At 61.8% G+C, this 16,018-nt stretch carries 16 protein-coding genes and 1 tRNA gene; 8 read left to right on the plus strand and 9 right to left on the minus strand.

Translation table 11 applies throughout. The features are described from left to right. Positions 1 to 16: 16 nt before the first annotated feature. The 5 genes from LIW51_RS10615 to LIW51_RS10635 form a co-directional block, all read right to left on the minus strand. Entirely contained in the window at positions 17 to 1,855 is a 1,839-nt protein-coding gene (locus LIW51_RS10615; protein ID WP_227374108.1) for an FAD-binding protein, read from the minus strand. 16 nt (positions 1,856 to 1,871) lie between these two features. Then, positions 1,872 to 2,735, minus strand: coding sequence for a succinate dehydrogenase/fumarate reductase iron-sulfur subunit (locus LIW51_RS10620; protein WP_227374109.1), 864 nt, complete (start codon positions 2,733 to 2,735; stop codon positions 1,872 to 1,874). After that, complete coding sequence (locus LIW51_RS10625) at positions 2,732 to 3,100, minus strand: succinate dehydrogenase hydrophobic membrane anchor subunit (RefSeq protein ID WP_227374110.1); 369 nt, start codon at positions 3,098 to 3,100, stop codon at positions 2,732 to 2,734. Before LIW51_RS10625 ends, LIW51_RS10620 begins: the two co-directional genes overlap by 4 nt. Then, entirely contained in the window at positions 3,100 to 3,495 is a 396-nt protein-coding gene (sdhC, locus tag LIW51_RS10630; protein ID WP_227374111.1) for a succinate dehydrogenase, cytochrome b556 subunit, read from the minus strand. Before sdhC ends, LIW51_RS10625 begins: the two co-directional genes overlap by 1 nt. Before the next feature lie 181 nt (positions 3,496 to 3,676). After that, positions 3,677 to 4,753 carry a succinylglutamate desuccinylase/aspartoacylase family protein gene (locus LIW51_RS10635; RefSeq protein WP_227374112.1) on the minus strand — a complete coding sequence of 359 codons (1,077 nt, stop codon included), beginning with the start codon at positions 4,751 to 4,753 and terminating at the stop codon, positions 3,677 to 3,679. Between the two features lie 134 nt (positions 4,754 to 4,887). Here LIW51_RS10635 and LIW51_RS10640 point away from each other — a divergent pair, with 134 nt between their 5' ends. Further along, a complete protein-coding gene (locus LIW51_RS10640; RefSeq protein ID WP_227374113.1) occupies positions 4,888 to 6,246 on the plus strand; it encodes a RimK family alpha-L-glutamate ligase in 1,359 nt (452 codons plus the stop codon). Between the two features lie 50 nt (positions 6,247 to 6,296). Continuing rightward, positions 6,297 to 6,884 (plus strand): DNA-3-methyladenine glycosylase family protein, encoded by a 588-nt coding sequence (locus LIW51_RS10645; protein ID WP_227374114.1) that lies wholly within the window; start codon positions 6,297 to 6,299, stop codon positions 6,882 to 6,884. 4 nt (positions 6,885 to 6,888) lie between these two features. Here the strand turns inward: LIW51_RS10645 and LIW51_RS10650 are convergent, their stop codons facing one another. Continuing rightward, positions 6,889 to 8,139, minus strand: coding sequence for an MFS transporter (locus LIW51_RS10650; protein WP_227374115.1), 1,251 nt, complete (start codon positions 8,137 to 8,139; stop codon positions 6,889 to 6,891). A gap of 207 nt (positions 8,140 to 8,346) precedes the next feature. Between LIW51_RS10650 and LIW51_RS10655 the strand changes: the two genes are divergently transcribed. Then, positions 8,347 to 9,042, plus strand: coding sequence for a DUF4336 domain-containing protein (locus LIW51_RS10655; RefSeq protein WP_227374116.1), 696 nt, complete (start codon positions 8,347 to 8,349; stop codon positions 9,040 to 9,042). Positions 9,043 to 9,099: 57 nt separating this feature from the next. Here the strand turns inward: LIW51_RS10655 and LIW51_RS10660 are convergent, their stop codons facing one another. Both LIW51_RS10660 and LIW51_RS10665 read right to left on the minus strand, forming a co-directional pair. Further along, on the minus strand, positions 9,100 to 9,459 hold the full coding sequence (locus LIW51_RS10660; protein WP_227374117.1) for a DUF7344 domain-containing protein: 360 nt from the start codon (positions 9,457 to 9,459) through the stop codon (positions 9,100 to 9,102). 87 nt (positions 9,460 to 9,546) lie between these two features. Next, entirely contained in the window at positions 9,547 to 10,701 is a 1,155-nt protein-coding gene (locus LIW51_RS10665; protein ID WP_227374118.1) for an acyl-CoA dehydrogenase family protein, read from the minus strand. 115 nt (positions 10,702 to 10,816) lie between these two features. Between LIW51_RS10665 and LIW51_RS10670 the strand changes: the two genes are divergently transcribed. From LIW51_RS10670 to LIW51_RS10680, 3 genes are all read left to right on the plus strand, one after another. Continuing rightward, the gene (locus LIW51_RS10670; RefSeq protein ID WP_227374119.1) at positions 10,817 to 12,781 is read left to right on the plus strand and encodes a 3-hydroxyacyl-CoA dehydrogenase/enoyl-CoA hydratase family protein; all 1,965 of its coding nucleotides are present in this window, start codon (positions 10,817 to 10,819) and stop codon (positions 12,779 to 12,781) included. 132 nt (positions 12,782 to 12,913) lie between these two features. Then, a tRNA-Glu gene (locus tag LIW51_RS10675) sits at positions 12,914 to 12,988 on the plus strand. A 707-nt stretch (positions 12,989 to 13,695) separates the two neighbouring features. Further along, complete coding sequence (locus LIW51_RS10680; RefSeq protein ID WP_227374120.1) at positions 13,696 to 13,953, plus strand: winged helix-turn-helix domain-containing protein; 258 nt, start codon at positions 13,696 to 13,698, stop codon at positions 13,951 to 13,953. A gap of 152 nt (positions 13,954 to 14,105) precedes the next feature. Here LIW51_RS10680 and LIW51_RS10685 read toward each other — a convergent pair whose 3' ends face one another. Beyond that, positions 14,106 to 14,393: a DUF7344 domain-containing protein gene (locus LIW51_RS10685; protein WP_227374121.1), complete on the minus strand. Its 288-nt coding sequence runs from the start codon at positions 14,391 to 14,393 to the stop codon at positions 14,106 to 14,108. Positions 14,394 to 14,938: 545 nt separating this feature from the next. On the opposite strand from LIW51_RS10685, the gene LIW51_RS10690 reads away from it, so the two are divergent. Together LIW51_RS10690 and LIW51_RS10695 are read left to right on the plus strand one after the other, a co-directional pair. Then, positions 14,939 to 15,193, plus strand: coding sequence for a hypothetical protein (locus tag LIW51_RS10690; RefSeq protein ID WP_227374122.1), 255 nt, complete (start codon positions 14,939 to 14,941; stop codon positions 15,191 to 15,193). Between the two features lie 77 nt (positions 15,194 to 15,270). Continuing rightward, positions 15,271 to 16,014 (plus strand): DUF7344 domain-containing protein, encoded by a 744-nt coding sequence (locus LIW51_RS10695; RefSeq protein ID WP_227374123.1) that lies wholly within the window; start codon positions 15,271 to 15,273, stop codon positions 16,012 to 16,014. The last annotated feature ends 4 nt before the right edge of the window (positions 16,015 to 16,018 follow it).

Below are 16,018 nucleotides of genomic sequence, written 5' to 3' on the forward strand. Positions count from 1 at the left end.
CGGACGATTATCGACTCTAGTAGCTCCGAATCTTCGGTTCGTACTCCTTTTCGGCACCTTCGAGGATGACGGGCTTGAACCAGAGTTCCGGCGTCCCGTCGTTCCACGAGAGGAGCGTGTGTTTGAGCCACTGCTCGTCTTTGCGCTCCTGATGGGCTTGGCGCCAGTGCGCACCGCGGAATTCGTCGCGGGCGAGCGCGCCGAGCGTGATGGCCTCGGCGAGGTCGATGAGGTTCCGCATCTCGATGGTCTGGATGAGGTCGGTGTTGTACGTCCGCGAAGGGTCGTTGACGTACACGTCCTGATACTCCTCGCGCACGTCGCGGATGTCGCGGAGCGCCTGTTTGAGGCCCTCCTCGTTCCGGAAGACGTTGACGTTCTGGGTCATCGACTGCTGGAGTTTCGCGCGAAGTTCGGCCTGCTGGATGCCCTCGTCCTTTTCGAGGAGGTGTTCGACGCGAGCGCGTTCGGCCTCCAGCGCCGACTCGACGGTCCGGGTCGGGTCGACGAGCGTGGCTCCGCTTCCGTCCGCCACCGCGTCTTCGTCCCCGATTTCGACGGCCCCCGGTTCGACCGGCGTTTCGACCTCGCCGGGCTCGGTGTCGTCGGTCTTACCGGTCGTGATCTTCGCTGCGCCGAGATCCGCGCCCGCGGCGTGCCGACCGGCGCGAGCGCCGAAGACAATGAGTTCCGGCAGGGCGTTCCCGCCGAGACGGTTCGCGCCGTGCACCGAGACGCAGGCGCACTCGCCCGCGGCGTACAGCCCCGAGATGCAGGTCTCACCGTTTTCGTCCGTCTCGACGCCGCCCATCGCGTAGTGCTGGCCGGGTTTGACGGGCATCGGTTCCTCCAGCGCGTCGACGCCCTCGAAGTCCTCCGCGAGGTGGAGGATGTTTTCGAGGCGGTCTATGATGCGTTCCTCGCCGAGGTGGCGCATGTCGAGGTGGACGTACTCGTCTTCGATACCTCGCCCCTCGTTCACCTCGGTCAGTTCGGCGCGGGCGACGACGTCGCGGGACGCGAGTTCGCCGACGTTGTTGGCGTAGCCGTGTTCGAACATGAACCGCTCGCCGTCCTTGTTATAGAGGATGCCACCTTCGCCGCGCACGCCCTCGGAGATGAGCACACCGGTCGAGGGGAGCGTCGTCGGGTGGAACTGGATGAACTCCATGTCCTCCAGCGGAACGCCGGCGCGGTAGGCCATCGCGGCTCCGTCGCCCGTGTTCGCCACGGCGTTCGTCGTGTGGTCGTACACCTGCCCCGGACCGCCCGTGGTCAGGATGACGCCGTTACGGGCGGCGAACCCCTCCACTTCACCCGACTTGATGTCGTATGCGATGACGCCGTGGCACTCGCGCGCCTCGGGATCGTCGTGGTTCGTGACGGCGAGTCGGCTGACGTACCACTCGTCATACACCTGGATGCCGCGCTTGACCACCTGCTGGTACATCGTGTGGAGCAGATGGTGGCCCGTCTCCGCCCCGGCGTAAGTCGTTCGCGGGAATGAGAGGCCACCGAACGGTCGCTGAGAGACTCGGCCGTCGTCTTCGCGCGAGAATGCCATCCCCCAGTGTTCGAGCTGGATCGTCTCTTCCGGGCTGTCCTGACAGAGCGTCTCGATAGCCGGGGCGTCGCCGAGATAGTCCGACCCCTTCATCGTGTCGTAGGCGTGGTCTTCCCACGAGTCACCCTGTCGAAGCGCCGCGTTGATACCGCCTTCCGCCGCGCCGGTGTGGCTTCGCACGGGGTGGAGCTTCGAAACGAGGGCGACGTCCGCCCCCTCCTCGTGGGCCGCGATGGCCGCACGGAGCCCCGCACCGCCAGCACCGACGACGATTACGTCGTGTTCGTACATTGTCTCTGAGTTTGCGTTACCAGAACTTGAGGTTGTTCTTCACCGCTTCGCGCTTGAGCTCTTGGATGTGCTCGGTCAGCGGGATATCTTTCGGACAGACGTTCGTGCAGGAGAACTGTGTCTGACACCGCCAGACGCCGTGTTCTTGGTCGAGCGACTCGAACCGGTGTTCGCGCGACTGCTCGCCTTCGCGCTCGTCCATGGCGAACCGATACGCCTTGTTCAGCGCCGCCGGGCCGAGGTAGTGGTTGTCCTCCGCCGCGATGTTACACGAGGACATGCACGCACCGCACCAGATACAGCGCGTGGACATCTTGATCTTCTCGCGGTTCTCGCGCGACTGGCGCTGTTCTTCCAGGTCGTCGCTCGGTTTCTCGTCCGTCTGGAAGTACGGCTCGACCGAGTGCATCTGGTCGTAGAAGTGTTCCATGTCCACGACGAGGTCTTTCACGACCTCGGCGTGCGGGAGCGGTTCGACGCGAACCGGCTCGTCCATCTCCGATATCTGGGTCTTACAGCCGAGTCGCTGGCGGCCGTTGATGAACAGCGCGTCGCTCCCGCAGATGGCCTGCCGACACGAGTGTCGGAAGGTAAGCGTCGTGTCGAAGCGGTCGCGGGCGTACATCAGCGCGTCGAGGACGGTCATCCCCTTCGTGAAGGGGACGTGGAAGTCGTCGAACCGCGGTTCCATCTTCCCCTCGATTTCGGGGTCGTAGCGGAACACCTTGATGTGGATCGTCTCCTCGTCCGTTTCGGCGGATTCCTGCGCCCCGGATGATTGCTGACGAGACCGCTTCGCAGCCCGTCTGCGGTCGCCGGGGGTCTCGGTGCGCTCTGCTTCCGTCTCGGTCTCGGATTCTTCGGGTAGTTGCGTGCTCATGATATCATTCCGTTCATGACGAGTGCGACGTAAGTTCCCTGCGCGGCGAGCAACACGCCGGCGACGACGAGCACCCACTTCACGGCGGTCTTCTGACTTCCCGTGAGACCCTGATTCAGCAGGGCGGCGTAGACGCCGTTCACCCCGTGGAACGTCGCCGTCACGAGGAAGAACGTCATCGTGAGGAAGTAGCCCCACTGGGACATCCGCGCCCGGGTTCCCGCGAACTCGATGTTTGCGGGGTGGTGGACGAAGTGGAGCAGGAAGAAGTGGAACGCCAATACCACCACGAGGAACGCCGCCGTGACGCGCTGGAGGAGCCACGGAAGGCTCCCGCTCCGGAACGAGGAGTAACGCTCAGCCATCAGCCGAACGCCCCCTCCATGAACGTCGGAACGCTCGCCAGCACGATGATGGCGGTCACTACGAGCGAGATGTAGAAGCTCTTGTCCTGCGATTCGAGTCCCACGCCGAGGTCGACGAAGAGGAGTCTGACGCCGTTGATAATGTGAAAGACGGCGACGGCGAGCAGACCGACCTCACCGACTCTGACGATGAGGAGACGTTCGAGGCCCCGGATCGTTTCGGTGTAGACCACATCACCGGCGGTAGCGGTGCTCAGAACTGCGATATGCGTGAACAGGTAGCCGATGAGCACCCACCCGGTGAATTTGTGGAAGATCCAGGCCCACATCCCGGCCGTGAACTCGCGCCACCGGCCGAAGTCCTCGATGAGGCCTCGGTTGTACGATTGACTCATACCAGTTCGATGGTCGGAACCGGGGACAAATAGAAGTTACTACCTGCCGCTGGTCTGCCGCAAAAACGCGGACGACGGTTAGAAGTAGAACTGCGGGCTGTTCTCGGAGTCGATCTGTCTGCTGTACTCCGCGCGCCGGTCGTCCACGAGCGAACTCGCGGAGGAAGCGTTCGACGCCGGTTCACTGCTCCGCCGGTTCCGGCGTGCCGACGTAGCCCGGCGGTTGCACGTCCCCTTCAGTCTCCGCCCGCGCCCGGTCGTGTTTCAGCGCCCGCCGCGTGTCGGCGTTCAGCTCGACGATGTGACAGATGGGGTTGCCCGGATACACCACCGGATTCTCGAGGACGCCGACGAGCAGACCAGTGAAGGGCGCTTCGACCGACTCGCTCTCGGTTTTGAACGGGTTCGTGATGGTACAGATGGGCGTCCCCTCGTAGACGAGCGAGCCGCGGTCGTAGTGCATCTCCACGAGTCCTCCCGCGTCCGCGCGGAGCCACGTCTTCTCCTTCTCGTCGTCGATGATCGTCCGCCAGCCGGGCCACTTCACCGGGTCGTCCGGGTGGACGTTGTACTCCGCGAAGACGCTCATCACGCCTTCGAGCGCCTGGTCAATGAAGTGACGCTGAAACCGGTGGGCTTCGCCCATCTCGATGGTGATGGTCGGCGCACCGCCTTCGGTCGCCTCCCGGCGGAGCGTTCCGGACGGACCTTCGGAGGAGATGAGGACGTTCGACCCGAACGCGCGGGCCAATCGAGCCACCTCTGGATGCTCCATGTCGGCGCGAACGTGGAGCATGTTCGTCCGTCCGCGCGTCGACGTGTGGAAGTCGATGCCGAGGTCGCACGGCTCGATGAAGTTTCGGTATATTTGGGCCGCCATCCGCTTCGCGCTCGTCGAGTCCTCGCGGCCGGGGAACGAGCGATTCAAGTCGCGGTCGTAGATGGGAAGGTAGCGCTGCTGGGCGAGGAAACCGGGGACGTTCAGCACGGGGAGACAGACGATGGTTCCGTGGAGGCCGTCGTGGTTCCACTCGTGGGCCACCTCGCGGACGACTTCGATACCGTTGAGTTCGTCGCCGTGGGCCGCCGCCGAGAGGAAGACCGTGGGGCCGGGATGCTTACCGTTGATGATCGTGACGGGGATGCGCACCGGGTCGCCCAGATACGTCTCGCTGATTCCGTATCGGATGTTCTGCGTTTCACCCGGCTCGACGATGCCGCCGTTGTACGTGAACGCGTCCGACTCTGCCCCGGTCATGTCCACCACTCGGAGGTCGCCCTATAAAAACATGTGACTACACATATCCACCATCGAAATTAATCAGAGGGCCTTCATTGCTGTTCTACGCCACTGGAAACGTTTTAAGACAGAACAGACGAAAGGTAGCGTACATGGCTGCTGATGGCTCACCTGTTCGCGTCGGGGTACTCAGTCTACACAACAGCAAAGAGACCAAAGCGATCTGCAATGCGATTCAAGACCTCGGCCACCGACCCGAGTGGCTCCGCCAAGAGAACACGGCGGTCGAGATTCGAGACGGAGGGGTGACGCTCGAACCCGAGATAGATATCGTCGCCAACCGACTCCTCCTCTCGAAGACGGAACAGCCCTCGGAGGCGCTCGGCCTCGCCAACATCTACGACTCCCTCATCCCCGTTCTCAATCAACCCAGCTCCGTGATGACCGCGATTCACAAGTTCTCCACGGCGACGAGCCTCGCCGAGGCGGGTATTCCGGTTCCGGACGCGCTCCTCGCGCTCGACAACAACCGCCTGAACGACGGGCGCGCGCAGTTCGGCGAGGAAGCCGTCTACAAGACCGCTATCGGAACCCACGGCGGCGGGACGTGGAAGGTCGGCGTGGATGAGATGGTCAACCCGCGCGTCGGCGAGCGACAGGCGTTCTTGCAGGAACTCATCGAGCGGGACGAGAAACGCCACTGCGACCTCCGCGTCTACGTCGTCGGCGATAGGATCGTCGGCGCGATGAACCGCTACGCGCCCAAGAACGACTGGCGAACCAACGTCGCGCTCGGCGGCGACGTCGAGGATATGACCGACGAACTCCCCGACGAGGCCGCCGAAATCGCTCGCCGGGCGACCGAGATCGTCGGGCTCGACTACTCCGGCGTCGACCTCATCGAGGGGCACGACGGCTGGTACGTTCTCGAAGTGAACCCGACGGCGGGATTCAAAGGACTCTACAGGGCGACGGGCCGGAGCGCCGCTCCCTACATCGCGCAAGTCGCCATCGAACAGGCGGGCGGCGAGGTCGACCGCGACCGAGTCGATGAACTCTCCGCGACGCTGGACGATTCGACGCCGGACTGTAAACCGACGAGCACCAGCCCCGAGCCGACCGACCCGATCGTCATCGGCTACACCGAGGAAGTGCTCGTGAGCGGGACGAGCGGCTCCGAGACGGTCGTCGCAAAATCCGACACGGGGGCGACTCGGTCGAGCATCGACACCAAGCTCGCGGCGCAGATCGGTGCGGGGCCGATAAAGAGCATGACTCGCGTGAAATCCGGCAGTCGGAAGGCCAGCAAATCCCGCCCCGTGGTGGACGTGGTCATCGGCGTCGGCGGCAACCGCCACACCGTCACCGCGAGCATCGAAGATAGAGGTCACATGGACTACCCCGTGTTGCTCGGGCGCGACATCCTCTCGAACTATCAGGTGGACGTTCGACGCCGGGTGGACGACGACGAGGCGGAGCGGGAGGAAGAAGAGGAAGAACACGAAGGGTAACGCCTTTTCTCGTCGGGTTCCTACTGCCGTCGAACGAAAGAGTTCGAGCCATGAACGACGACGCAGAATCCATCCTCCGAAACGACCCCGTGATGGCGACCCTCCTCGACGAACACGAACCCTACTCCGAGACGAACTGGTCGGAGTACGAACGACTCTGTATCTCCATCATCAACCAGCAACTCTCGACGGCGAGCGCGCTCGCCGTCAAGAATCGGGTGTTCGATCTTCTCGGCGACGTGACGCCCGATACCGTTCTGGCCGCGGGCGAAGCCGAACTGCGAGACGCCGGCCTCTCGCGCACGAAAGTCGAGTACATGAAGAACGCGGCGCGCGCCTTCCGGCGAAACGATTACACGAAGGAGGCGTTGGCCGAGCACTCGGACGACGAAGTGGTCGAACTGCTGACCGAAATCAAAGGTGTCGGCGAGTGGACCGCTCGGATGTACCTCCTGTTCGTGCTCGAACGGGAGGATATCCTTCCGCTGGGCGACCTCGCAGTGCGGCGCGGTATCGAACAGTTATACGGAAACGGCGGGGAACTGACGCGCGACGAGATGCGCGAAGTCGCCGAAGCGTGGCGTCCCTACCGCTCGGTTGCGACGAGGTACATCTGGGCGGAGTACGAGTCGGACTGAAACCCTATCGGCGACCGCCCGCGAGTTTTCGCGCGTCGGGAAGCGCCCGGAGCCGAAGCATGGCGAGCGTCCCGAGCGCCGGGCCGACCGCGAGGGACGCGAACGCCCATCGCCACCCGACGACTCCGGCCACCACCGGAATCAACCGAATCGACACCGTCGTCAGCAAGAATCCGATGGCGGTCTGGAGGGTCAACGCCGTCCCGACGTAGCTCGGTTCGGCCAACTCGGTCACGCAGGTCGAAAACTGCGCGGAGTCGGCGACGATGGCGAACCCCCACGCCAGAACGAACGGGACGACGACCGGCAGCGGCGCACCGAACAGTAACCCCGCCAGAACGCAGGCGGTGCCGCTGACGACCATGCTCGCGCTCGTGACCGCCGTGCGCCCGAGTCGGTCGGCGAGACGACCGGCTAGCATCGCGCCGAGGCCGCCGATCGCGATGGCTCCGAACGCGAGGACAGACGCGAGTTCGGACGACACCGCATCGCCCCGAACGGCGAAGCTGGCGAACAAGTATGTCGGAATCCACGTCCACACGGCGTACAACTCCCACATGTGGCCGAAGTAGCCGCCGTTGGCGAGGAGGGTCGCACGGTCGCCGAGGAGACGCCCCACGGCGCGAGGGTCGAACGGCGCGGTCGGCGACTGGTACGGCCCTTCCTCGACGAACAGCGCGAACAGGCCACCGACGACCGCGAGGGCGGCCGCACCGTACAATACCACCCGAGGTCGTCCGACGCCGCCGACGCCCCGGAGCAGGTGCGGGAGCGCCGACCCGACGGTCAGCGCACCGACGAGGACGCCGATGGCGAAGCCGCGATTCGACCGAAACCATCCCGCAATCATCTTCATCCCCGGCGGATAGACGCCCGCCAGCGCGACACCGGTGAGAAATCGGAGCGCGATGGCTGGAGCCGCCGACTCGACGTATCCGGCGATGGCGGCGGTTGCGGCCGCGCCGACCAGCGCAGACCCGGCGAAGAGGTACCGCGGTTGCACGACGTCCGAAAGCGTGAGTACGGACGATACGAGCGCCCCGGCGACGAACCCCAACTGGACGGCGACGGTCAGCCACGCGGTTTCGGCGGGCGTCAGGTTCCACGCCGCGGCCAACTCCGGCGCCGCCGCGGTCGCGCTGAACCAGAGCGACATCGCCAGCAACTCGGCGAGCGCGATGACGAGAAGCGCGCGCCACTTCCGGTCGGTCGAGAACTGTCGTTCCGTCCTTCCGTCGGTTTTCTGTAGTGCCATCGCGCGCCATCCACGGTGTCGATTCCGGCGGTTCTGCGACGAGAATCGGGACGACCGCCGTATTGTCGGCGGGGAGTACGCCACGCGAGGGGATAAGAACTTCCCGATCCGAGAGGATGGGACGACCGAAAGGGCGCGAACCGCCGGAACTCGAACTGACAATCGGCCGGAACAGGAACTATCCCTCGCGGACGCCGAGAACCCGATATGCTCACCGACCTCGATACGGACCTGTGGATTCGCGAGGAGCCGCTACGATTTTTTGGACTCGAAATCGGTCGCATCATGACCGTCGTTCGCCTATCGAGTGGAGGGCTGTTCGTCCAATCGCCGGCCCGACTCACGCCGGAGTTGAAGCGGGAACTCGACGCCCTCGGCGGCGTTCGGTTCGTCGCACCCGCGAGCAAACTCCACGGCCACCTGCACATGGAGCAGTACCGGGACGCCTATCCGGACGCCGAACTGCTCGCCGCCCCCGGTCTCGCGTCCCGTCGCTCCGACCTCGCCTTCGATTCGCTTCTCGGGAGCGTACCTGACCCCCGGTGGAGCGCCGACGTCGACCAGACCGCGATCGCGGGCCATCGCTGGCTCACCGAAATCGCCTTCTTCCATCGCCCGAGTCGGACGCTCATCCTCGGTGACGTCGGCTATCACGTCACGCCGGAAGCCCCGCTCTCGCTCCGCCTCCTCGGACGCGCTACGGGCGTGTACGAACGAGTCGGTCCACCCGTCGATTTCCGGCTTACGGTGGCTAACGAGGCGACGCTTTGCCGGTCGATTCGGGAGGTGTTGGCGTGGGATTTCGACCGCGTGATTCCGGGACACGGGAGCGTGCTCGAATCCGGCGGCAGGGAGGCGGTGCTGGACGGATTCGACTGGCTTCTCCGAACGGAAGAAAAATAGACCGAAATTCGGGGCTCGGTGGTCGTTGTTCGCGGAACGACCGAACTGAAGTGGAAATTACGGCGGTCGTTCCAACTCTGCGGCGATATCGAGGTAGGGCTCTAACGAACTCGCTGACCGACCCAAGCGTATCGCGTCAGCGTCTCGTTTGACGACGTTCGCGGCTTCCATCTTCGGAAGATGTTTGTGATGGAGTTCGGTTTGAATCTGGTCGTGATTTCTCGCCCGCGTGCGGTCGTCCCGCTCGGCGATTCGGCGGGCCAGTTCGTCCACTTCGATGCCCCCCTCCTGCTCTCTGAGATAGTACAGCGCGTAACGACGACGCCGATCCGCCAACAACTCCAGCGTCACGTCGAGTTGCGTCACGTCGAGTTCGTCTTCCTCGTCGCCGTTCGCTTCCGTATCAATGTTCGGCATCTCAGGCGAGTCAGAACCCATCGACTTCACAATAGCCAGACACAAAGAAAAGAACGACGCCTAAGCAGTTAGGTGGTCGATGCGAGGTCAGAATCCTTTACCGAGCAGTTCACGGGCGATGATGTTCTTCTGAATCTCGGTCGTTCCCTCGTAGATTTGAGTGATCTTCGCGTCGCGGTAGAAGCGTTCCACGTCGAAATCGTTGACGTATCCCGACCCGCCGTGAATCTGGACAGCTTCGTCGGCCACTTCGACGGCCACGCGGGAGGCGTACTCCTTCGCCATCGACGCGAGTTGGGTCAACTGGTCGTCCGTGTTCGCCACGCTCCACGCCGATTTGTAGGTGAGGTTGCGCGCGGCTTCCGTCTGCGTGTGCATCTCGGCCAGCTTGTGCTGGATGGCTTGGAACTCGCTGATGGAGCGACCGAACTGCTCGCGCTGTTGGGCGTACTCCAGAGCGCGCTCGCAGGCACCCTTAGCGATGCCGACGCCCTGCGCGGCGACCGCGGTTCTCGTTTCGTCGAAGAACTGCATGAGTTGGAGGAAACCCATGCCGCGCGTGCCGACGAGGTTCTCCTCGGGGACACGCACGTCGTCGAAGATGAGTTCTGCGGTGTCGGAGGCGCGGATGCCGAGCTTCCCGGTTATCTTGTCTGCTTCGAAGCCGTCGCGGTCGGACTCCACGATGATCTGGGAAAATCCGGAGTAACGGTCGTCGGCGTCCGGGTCAGTCTGGCACATCACGACGAAGAAGTCGCCGACCGACCCGTTCGTGATCCACATCTTGTTGCCGTTGATGACCCACTCGTCGCCGTCTTTCTCGGCGGTGGTGGAGACCGAGGAAACATCGGAACCGGTGTCGGGTTCGCTGATGGCGGTGCCCATGATGGCGTCGCCCGCCGCGATGGGTGCGAGGTACTCCTCTTTCTGATCTTCCGTACCGAACTCGCGGATGGCGTCCGCGCCGAACGCGGTGCTCGTCACGCAGAGACCGATGCCGGCGTCGACGGCGAACAGTTCCTCGATGATGATGGCGACTTCGAGGGCCGAGTAGCCCGCACCGCCGTAGTCGATGGGGATGTTTGCGCCGGTCAGCCCCATCTCCGCGGCTTTGTCGATGATCTCCCACGGGTACTTCTCTTCTTGATCGTACTCCTTGGCGATCGGTTCGATCTCGTTCTCCGCGAATCGTCGCACCTCGTCACGAACGGCCTGCTGTTCGTCTGTCAGCTCGAAGTCCATAAGACACGGTTACAGGTCGATGGATAAATCGTTTTGTAACCGGCTATAAACTCGTGGATAGTTTATTATCTCGAATAGAGAAACCTTGAAACGGCCTCGTGTTGAGCATTCGAGCATGGAGCTAGAAGACATCAACACCATTGCAGTTCTCGGCGCAGGGAACATGGGACATGGCATCGCGGAGGTCGCCGCACTCGCGGGATACGACGTGAATCTACGCGACATCAAAGAGGAGTTCGTCCAGAACGGCTACGACCAGATCGAGTGGAGCCTCGGCAAACTCGCCGAGAAAGATCAGCTCTCCGAGGCGGAAGCCGACGCGGCGCTAGAGCGCGTCACCGCCCTCGTCGATTTCGAGGAGGCGGTCTCGGACGCCGACTTCGTCATCGAGGCCGTGCCGGAGAAGATGGACATCAAGAAGGACGTGTACGGGGAACTGGAGGAGTACGCACCCGACCGCGCGATATTCGCCACGAACACCTCCAGCCTCTCGATAACCGAACTCTCGGAGGTCACGAACCGTCCCGAGAAGTTCTGCGGGATGCACTTTTTCAACCCGCCCGTCCGGATGCAACTCGTCGAGGTCATCACGGGGGCGTACACGAACGAGAACGTCCTCGACCTGACCGAGCAACTAGCGGAGGAGATGGGCAAAACTCCGGTCCGCGTGCGCAAAGACAGCCCGGGATTCATCGTCAACCGCGTGCTCGTTCCCCTGATGAATGAGGCGGCGTGGATGGTCGAGTCCGGCGACGCGACCGTCGAGGAGGTCGACAGCGCCACGAAGTTCGACATCGGCCTTCCGATGGGAAGCTTCGAACTCGCGGATCAGGTGGGAATCGACGTGGGCTACCACGTCCTCGAATACATGCACGAGGAACTCGGCGACGCCTACGAACCGTGCCCGCTCCTCGGACAGAAAGTCGAGGAGGAAAACCTCGGCAAGAAGACCGGGAAAGGTTTCTACGACTACGACGACGGCGGCGCGGACATCCCGACCGACGCCGGAAACGACGCCATCGTCGACCGTCTGCGAGCCGTGATGGCGAACGAAGTGGCGAAGCTCGTCGGAAACGACGTCGCGCCCGCGGGCGAGATAGACGACGCGGTCATGCTCGGCGCCGGCTTTCCCGAAGGTCCCGCCCGGATGGCCGACGAAGCGGGTCTCGACACCCTACTCGAAACCCTCGAAGACCTCTACGAGGAGACGGGCGCGGAGCGCTACGAACCCGACGACTACCTCGAAGAGCGCGCTGGAGTCGGATTCTACAAGCAGGACGACGAGGAGACGGTCGAGTTCGAGACCGTCCGAATCGAGAAGCCCGGCGAGATGGTCGGACAGATAGTCATCGACCGCCCGCACCGCATGAACACCGTCAGCGGGCAACTGCTGGACGAACTCTCGGACGCCATCGACGAAGTGGTCGAGGACGACGACGTTCGCGCCATCCTCATCACCGGCGAGGGTGACAAAGCGTTCTCGGCGGGCGCCGACGTGCAGAGCATGGCCGCGGGCGGCGCCGACTCGCTCAACGCGGTCGAACTCTCGCGCAAGGGACAAGAGACGTTCGGCAAACTCGAATCCTGCCCGATGCCCGTCGTCGCCGGAATCGACGGCTACTGCCTCGGCGGCGGGATGGAGATGGCGACCTGCGCCGACCTCCGAATCGCCAGCGAACGCTCGGAACTCGGCCAACCTGAGCATGACCTCGGTCTCCTGCCCGGCTGGGGCGGCACCCAGCGCCTCCAGCACATCGTCGGCGAGGGACGCGCGAAAGAGATAATCTTCACCGCCGACCGCTTCGACCCCGAGACGATGGCCGACTACGGCTTCATCAACGAGGTCGTCCCGAACGACGAGTTCGAAGACCGAGCGTTCGAACTCGCCGCGTCCCTCGCCGCCGGACCGCCGATAGCCCAGAAGATGACGAAGCGCGCGATGCTGAAGGGGTGGGAGAGCACGGAAGCCGGACTGGAGATCGAAGCGCAAGCGTTCGGCCACTTGATGAGCACCGACGACCTGATGGAAGGCGTCACCGCCTTCATGGGTAACCGCGACCCCGAGTTCGAAGGGAAGTAGGCCGAACGGTCGGGGGCCGAATCTCCCATCAGGATTGGCACCGATTGACGCGGAATCCGGGCGCAGTCGCCCGATAACGGAAGGTTTAAACTAGTCCCGCAGAAACGAACTGATGCGCATCGAGCGTGATACGCTCGGTTGGTGTAGTCCGGCCAATCATCTTGGCCTTTCGAGCCGAGGACAGGGGTTCAAATCCCCTACCGAGCACTGCTACAAAGGGTTCAATGCCCACTTTTGCGATTTCTACGTTCCGACGCTGAGCGCGCAGTCTACGAATTTCATCGCAGCCCTTCAAATAGGGTGAAAAGGCTCTGTTGAAACCTTCATCACCTGACAGGAATTGCGTGCTGAATACGGAAAATACATTCAGCAATCAAATATTGGCAGAGGATGTATTTTCAAAACCGTTAGTGATTGGCGGTGAGAACTCCAGTAGGAACCATTCTACTCGGCGCTTGGGACCGCCGTTCGGACTATCGATGACTTTCATGTTAAAAGTTACCACTAGACATTGAAGACGGGGATGAAGATATTCCTGCTGCAATTTTCTACGGGTTCATTCGACAGATACGCGCCTTCTATTCAGCAACAACTGAACGTACTACCAAACTGCCCGAGTTTCCGAAGTACGTGTAAAAATATGGACAATGACCACATCACTGCTCAAACACAGTACTTAATTCCGAATATCCATCGTCACAGTACAGTCCCCACCCAGGACGTTAAAGCAGAGCAAGTCGCCCGCCTCCCAATTCATTTGCTACTTATGGAGCGGTGGGGGACTGTGCCCTCATCTCTCCTCGAATACATATTCTTCGTGTTACATAATAAAGCTTTGCTATTCATAGTGAAATTTCCTATCGAAAAGGAAAGTAGATAGCCTCACAGAACCTACCATTGGAGAGGGTGATAAGATGTCACGAGGAACAGTGAACGAAAACTTCGAACCGACGGGCGATGCCGAAACAGTGCTGGATGCCTTCAAAAAGGGGCGGGAGGCCAACCGCCCATGGGGCCGCCATACCCCGCGGTCGATCCACGAGGAAACCAGTATTTCGAAAGGCAACGTCGAGTTCTACCTCCGTGAACTGACCAACGCGGGATGGATTCGCCGCTACACCCGTGGCCTCTATGAATTCGTCATCGACCCCCGCGAACCAACCAGTGACTGAAAACAACTATCGCGAAGCAACCTGCGGCAACAATCGTCAGTGATGTCCGGATATGTTTCGAATACGAACGGGCTTGACCCGTCCGTCTGTGTTCTTTTGCGGTGGAGTTCTCGTGGCATGCTCCCATGACCACGTTGGTATCACTATAGTGATTATTCCATGCGTGCCGCGAGCGTCTCGACCGCTTCAAGCGGCGTCCCATCGTGATACCGAACCGTTTCATCCCGCGGGTCATAGTCGATGACGCCGGCCGCAGCCAGCTTTGGAAAATGTTTGTGGTGCAATTCGGTTTTGACCCGCGTCGTATCGTCAGGGCCCGCCGTGGTTTCGTGCTGGATGAGATGGGTGACGAGCTCATCGGTGGTCGCTGTGACTGACGCAGTATCGGCGAAGTAGTACAGTAGGTGACAACTCCACTTATTGCCAAGAATTCGGAACACACGTCGGGTGAGAGTGGTGCATGCCCCGCGGAAGTCACTATTCCAGGAGGTGTGGTTATCTCCTCTCGCAACTTCCAACTTATCGCAGATTGTCGCGCTGAATTTGCCAATAGTGCAAATCCATGGATGATTCGAGAAGGGAGGAGAACTTCGCTATCAGTGACCTACACTGTTGGATAGAGGTAAGTCCCTGTTTCGAGGATGCTATCGTGGTTACCTCAGCCAAACCAGCACGAACGGTTACCGCTGTTTAACTGTGAACTGATTGTCGTATGGCCGGAGGTCACCATAAACGCATTCAAATTACTCATCGCACTCGCGGTCACCGTGACTATGCTCAGTGGCGTGACTGCCTCAAACGATGGCGGTGACGCTGTTGCCATTCAATCGAACGACCAAAGCAACGAAAACTCCCAAGTCGGCATTGCAAGCACCGAAAACTGCGCCGAGCAAGACCAATCACAAGAAATTGACCATGAGATAGACTTCGGAGACGATGGCAGAGGAGTAAGTCGATAGTACAGGAATTAAGACGGAGAACACCAATGCAACTGAAAGCACTCTTGACGGTCGCACTCGCGGTGGCACTCCTCTCGACGGTGTTCACAGGCGGTGCATTGGCACAAAATGGCGATGATGCGGTCGCCATTCAAACGAACGACCAATCCAATGAAAACGCGCAGATTGGAATTTTTGAAGCCCAAAACTCCGCTGACCAAGAACAAACGCAGGAAATAGACTTTGGAGACGGTGACAACGGTCCACCGACTCCACCGCCAAGCGATCCAGGTATGACCTAATCACACCGCATAACGGAATGCAGTGACGCGGCTTACCATTTCTCGATAGGTGAGTACTGCATACTCCCCTACAAGGGTTGGAGGACGTCCACCTCAATCCCGAGCGCGTCGTTCGGCACGTCCTCCCCGACCAGATACGTCACCCAGTCATCGCGCTGTTCGACACGGTGGTCGGCGGGCTGACGCTCGACGGTTCGTCCGTCTCGCCGAACGTGCTCTCGACGCTCGTTGGATCCCGACGGCGGCGCTCCGTCTGCCGATATCTCGCCGAAGTCGGCGACCCCGCGGACGTGTCGTCGACCGCCGACCGGATAGCGGAGTGGGAGTCGACGGGCGTCCCGAGCGAAGACGCCAGAGAACGGGTTCACATCACGCTCCACCACGTCCACCTGCCGAAGTTGGTCGAAGCGCGCGTCGTGGAACGCGACGGCGACGACGTCTCGGCGACGGTGAGCGCATCGGAGTTGGAGCGATACGTCCGCCTCGCCGGGGCTGGCGACGCGCCGCCCGAGGCGGAACCGCTCGTTCGGGACGGGCGGAACAGTACGACGAGTACGTCGGTAGACGGTTCGAACGAAGCGTACTGGACGGTGTACGGCACCGCCCGCGACTCCGTCGCGGTGTCGCTGGCGCGGGCGCTCGGAGCCGTTTCGAATGTCCATCCGACGGAACTGCGACCCGCCCTCGCCGAGGTCATCGACGTGGACGCGCTCCAGCGACTCGCCGAACGCGAGGAAGTCTCCGTCTACGTGCAGTTTTGGTACGAAGAATACGAAGTGGTCGTGGATAGCGGCGAAATCAGGCTGTACGTGTCGGAGTGATCGC

It is taken from the genome of Haladaptatus halobius, assembly GCF_020618475.1.
In the GTDB taxonomy this organism is placed as follows: Archaea; Halobacteriota; Halobacteria; order Halobacteriales; family Haladaptataceae; genus Haladaptatus; species Haladaptatus halobius.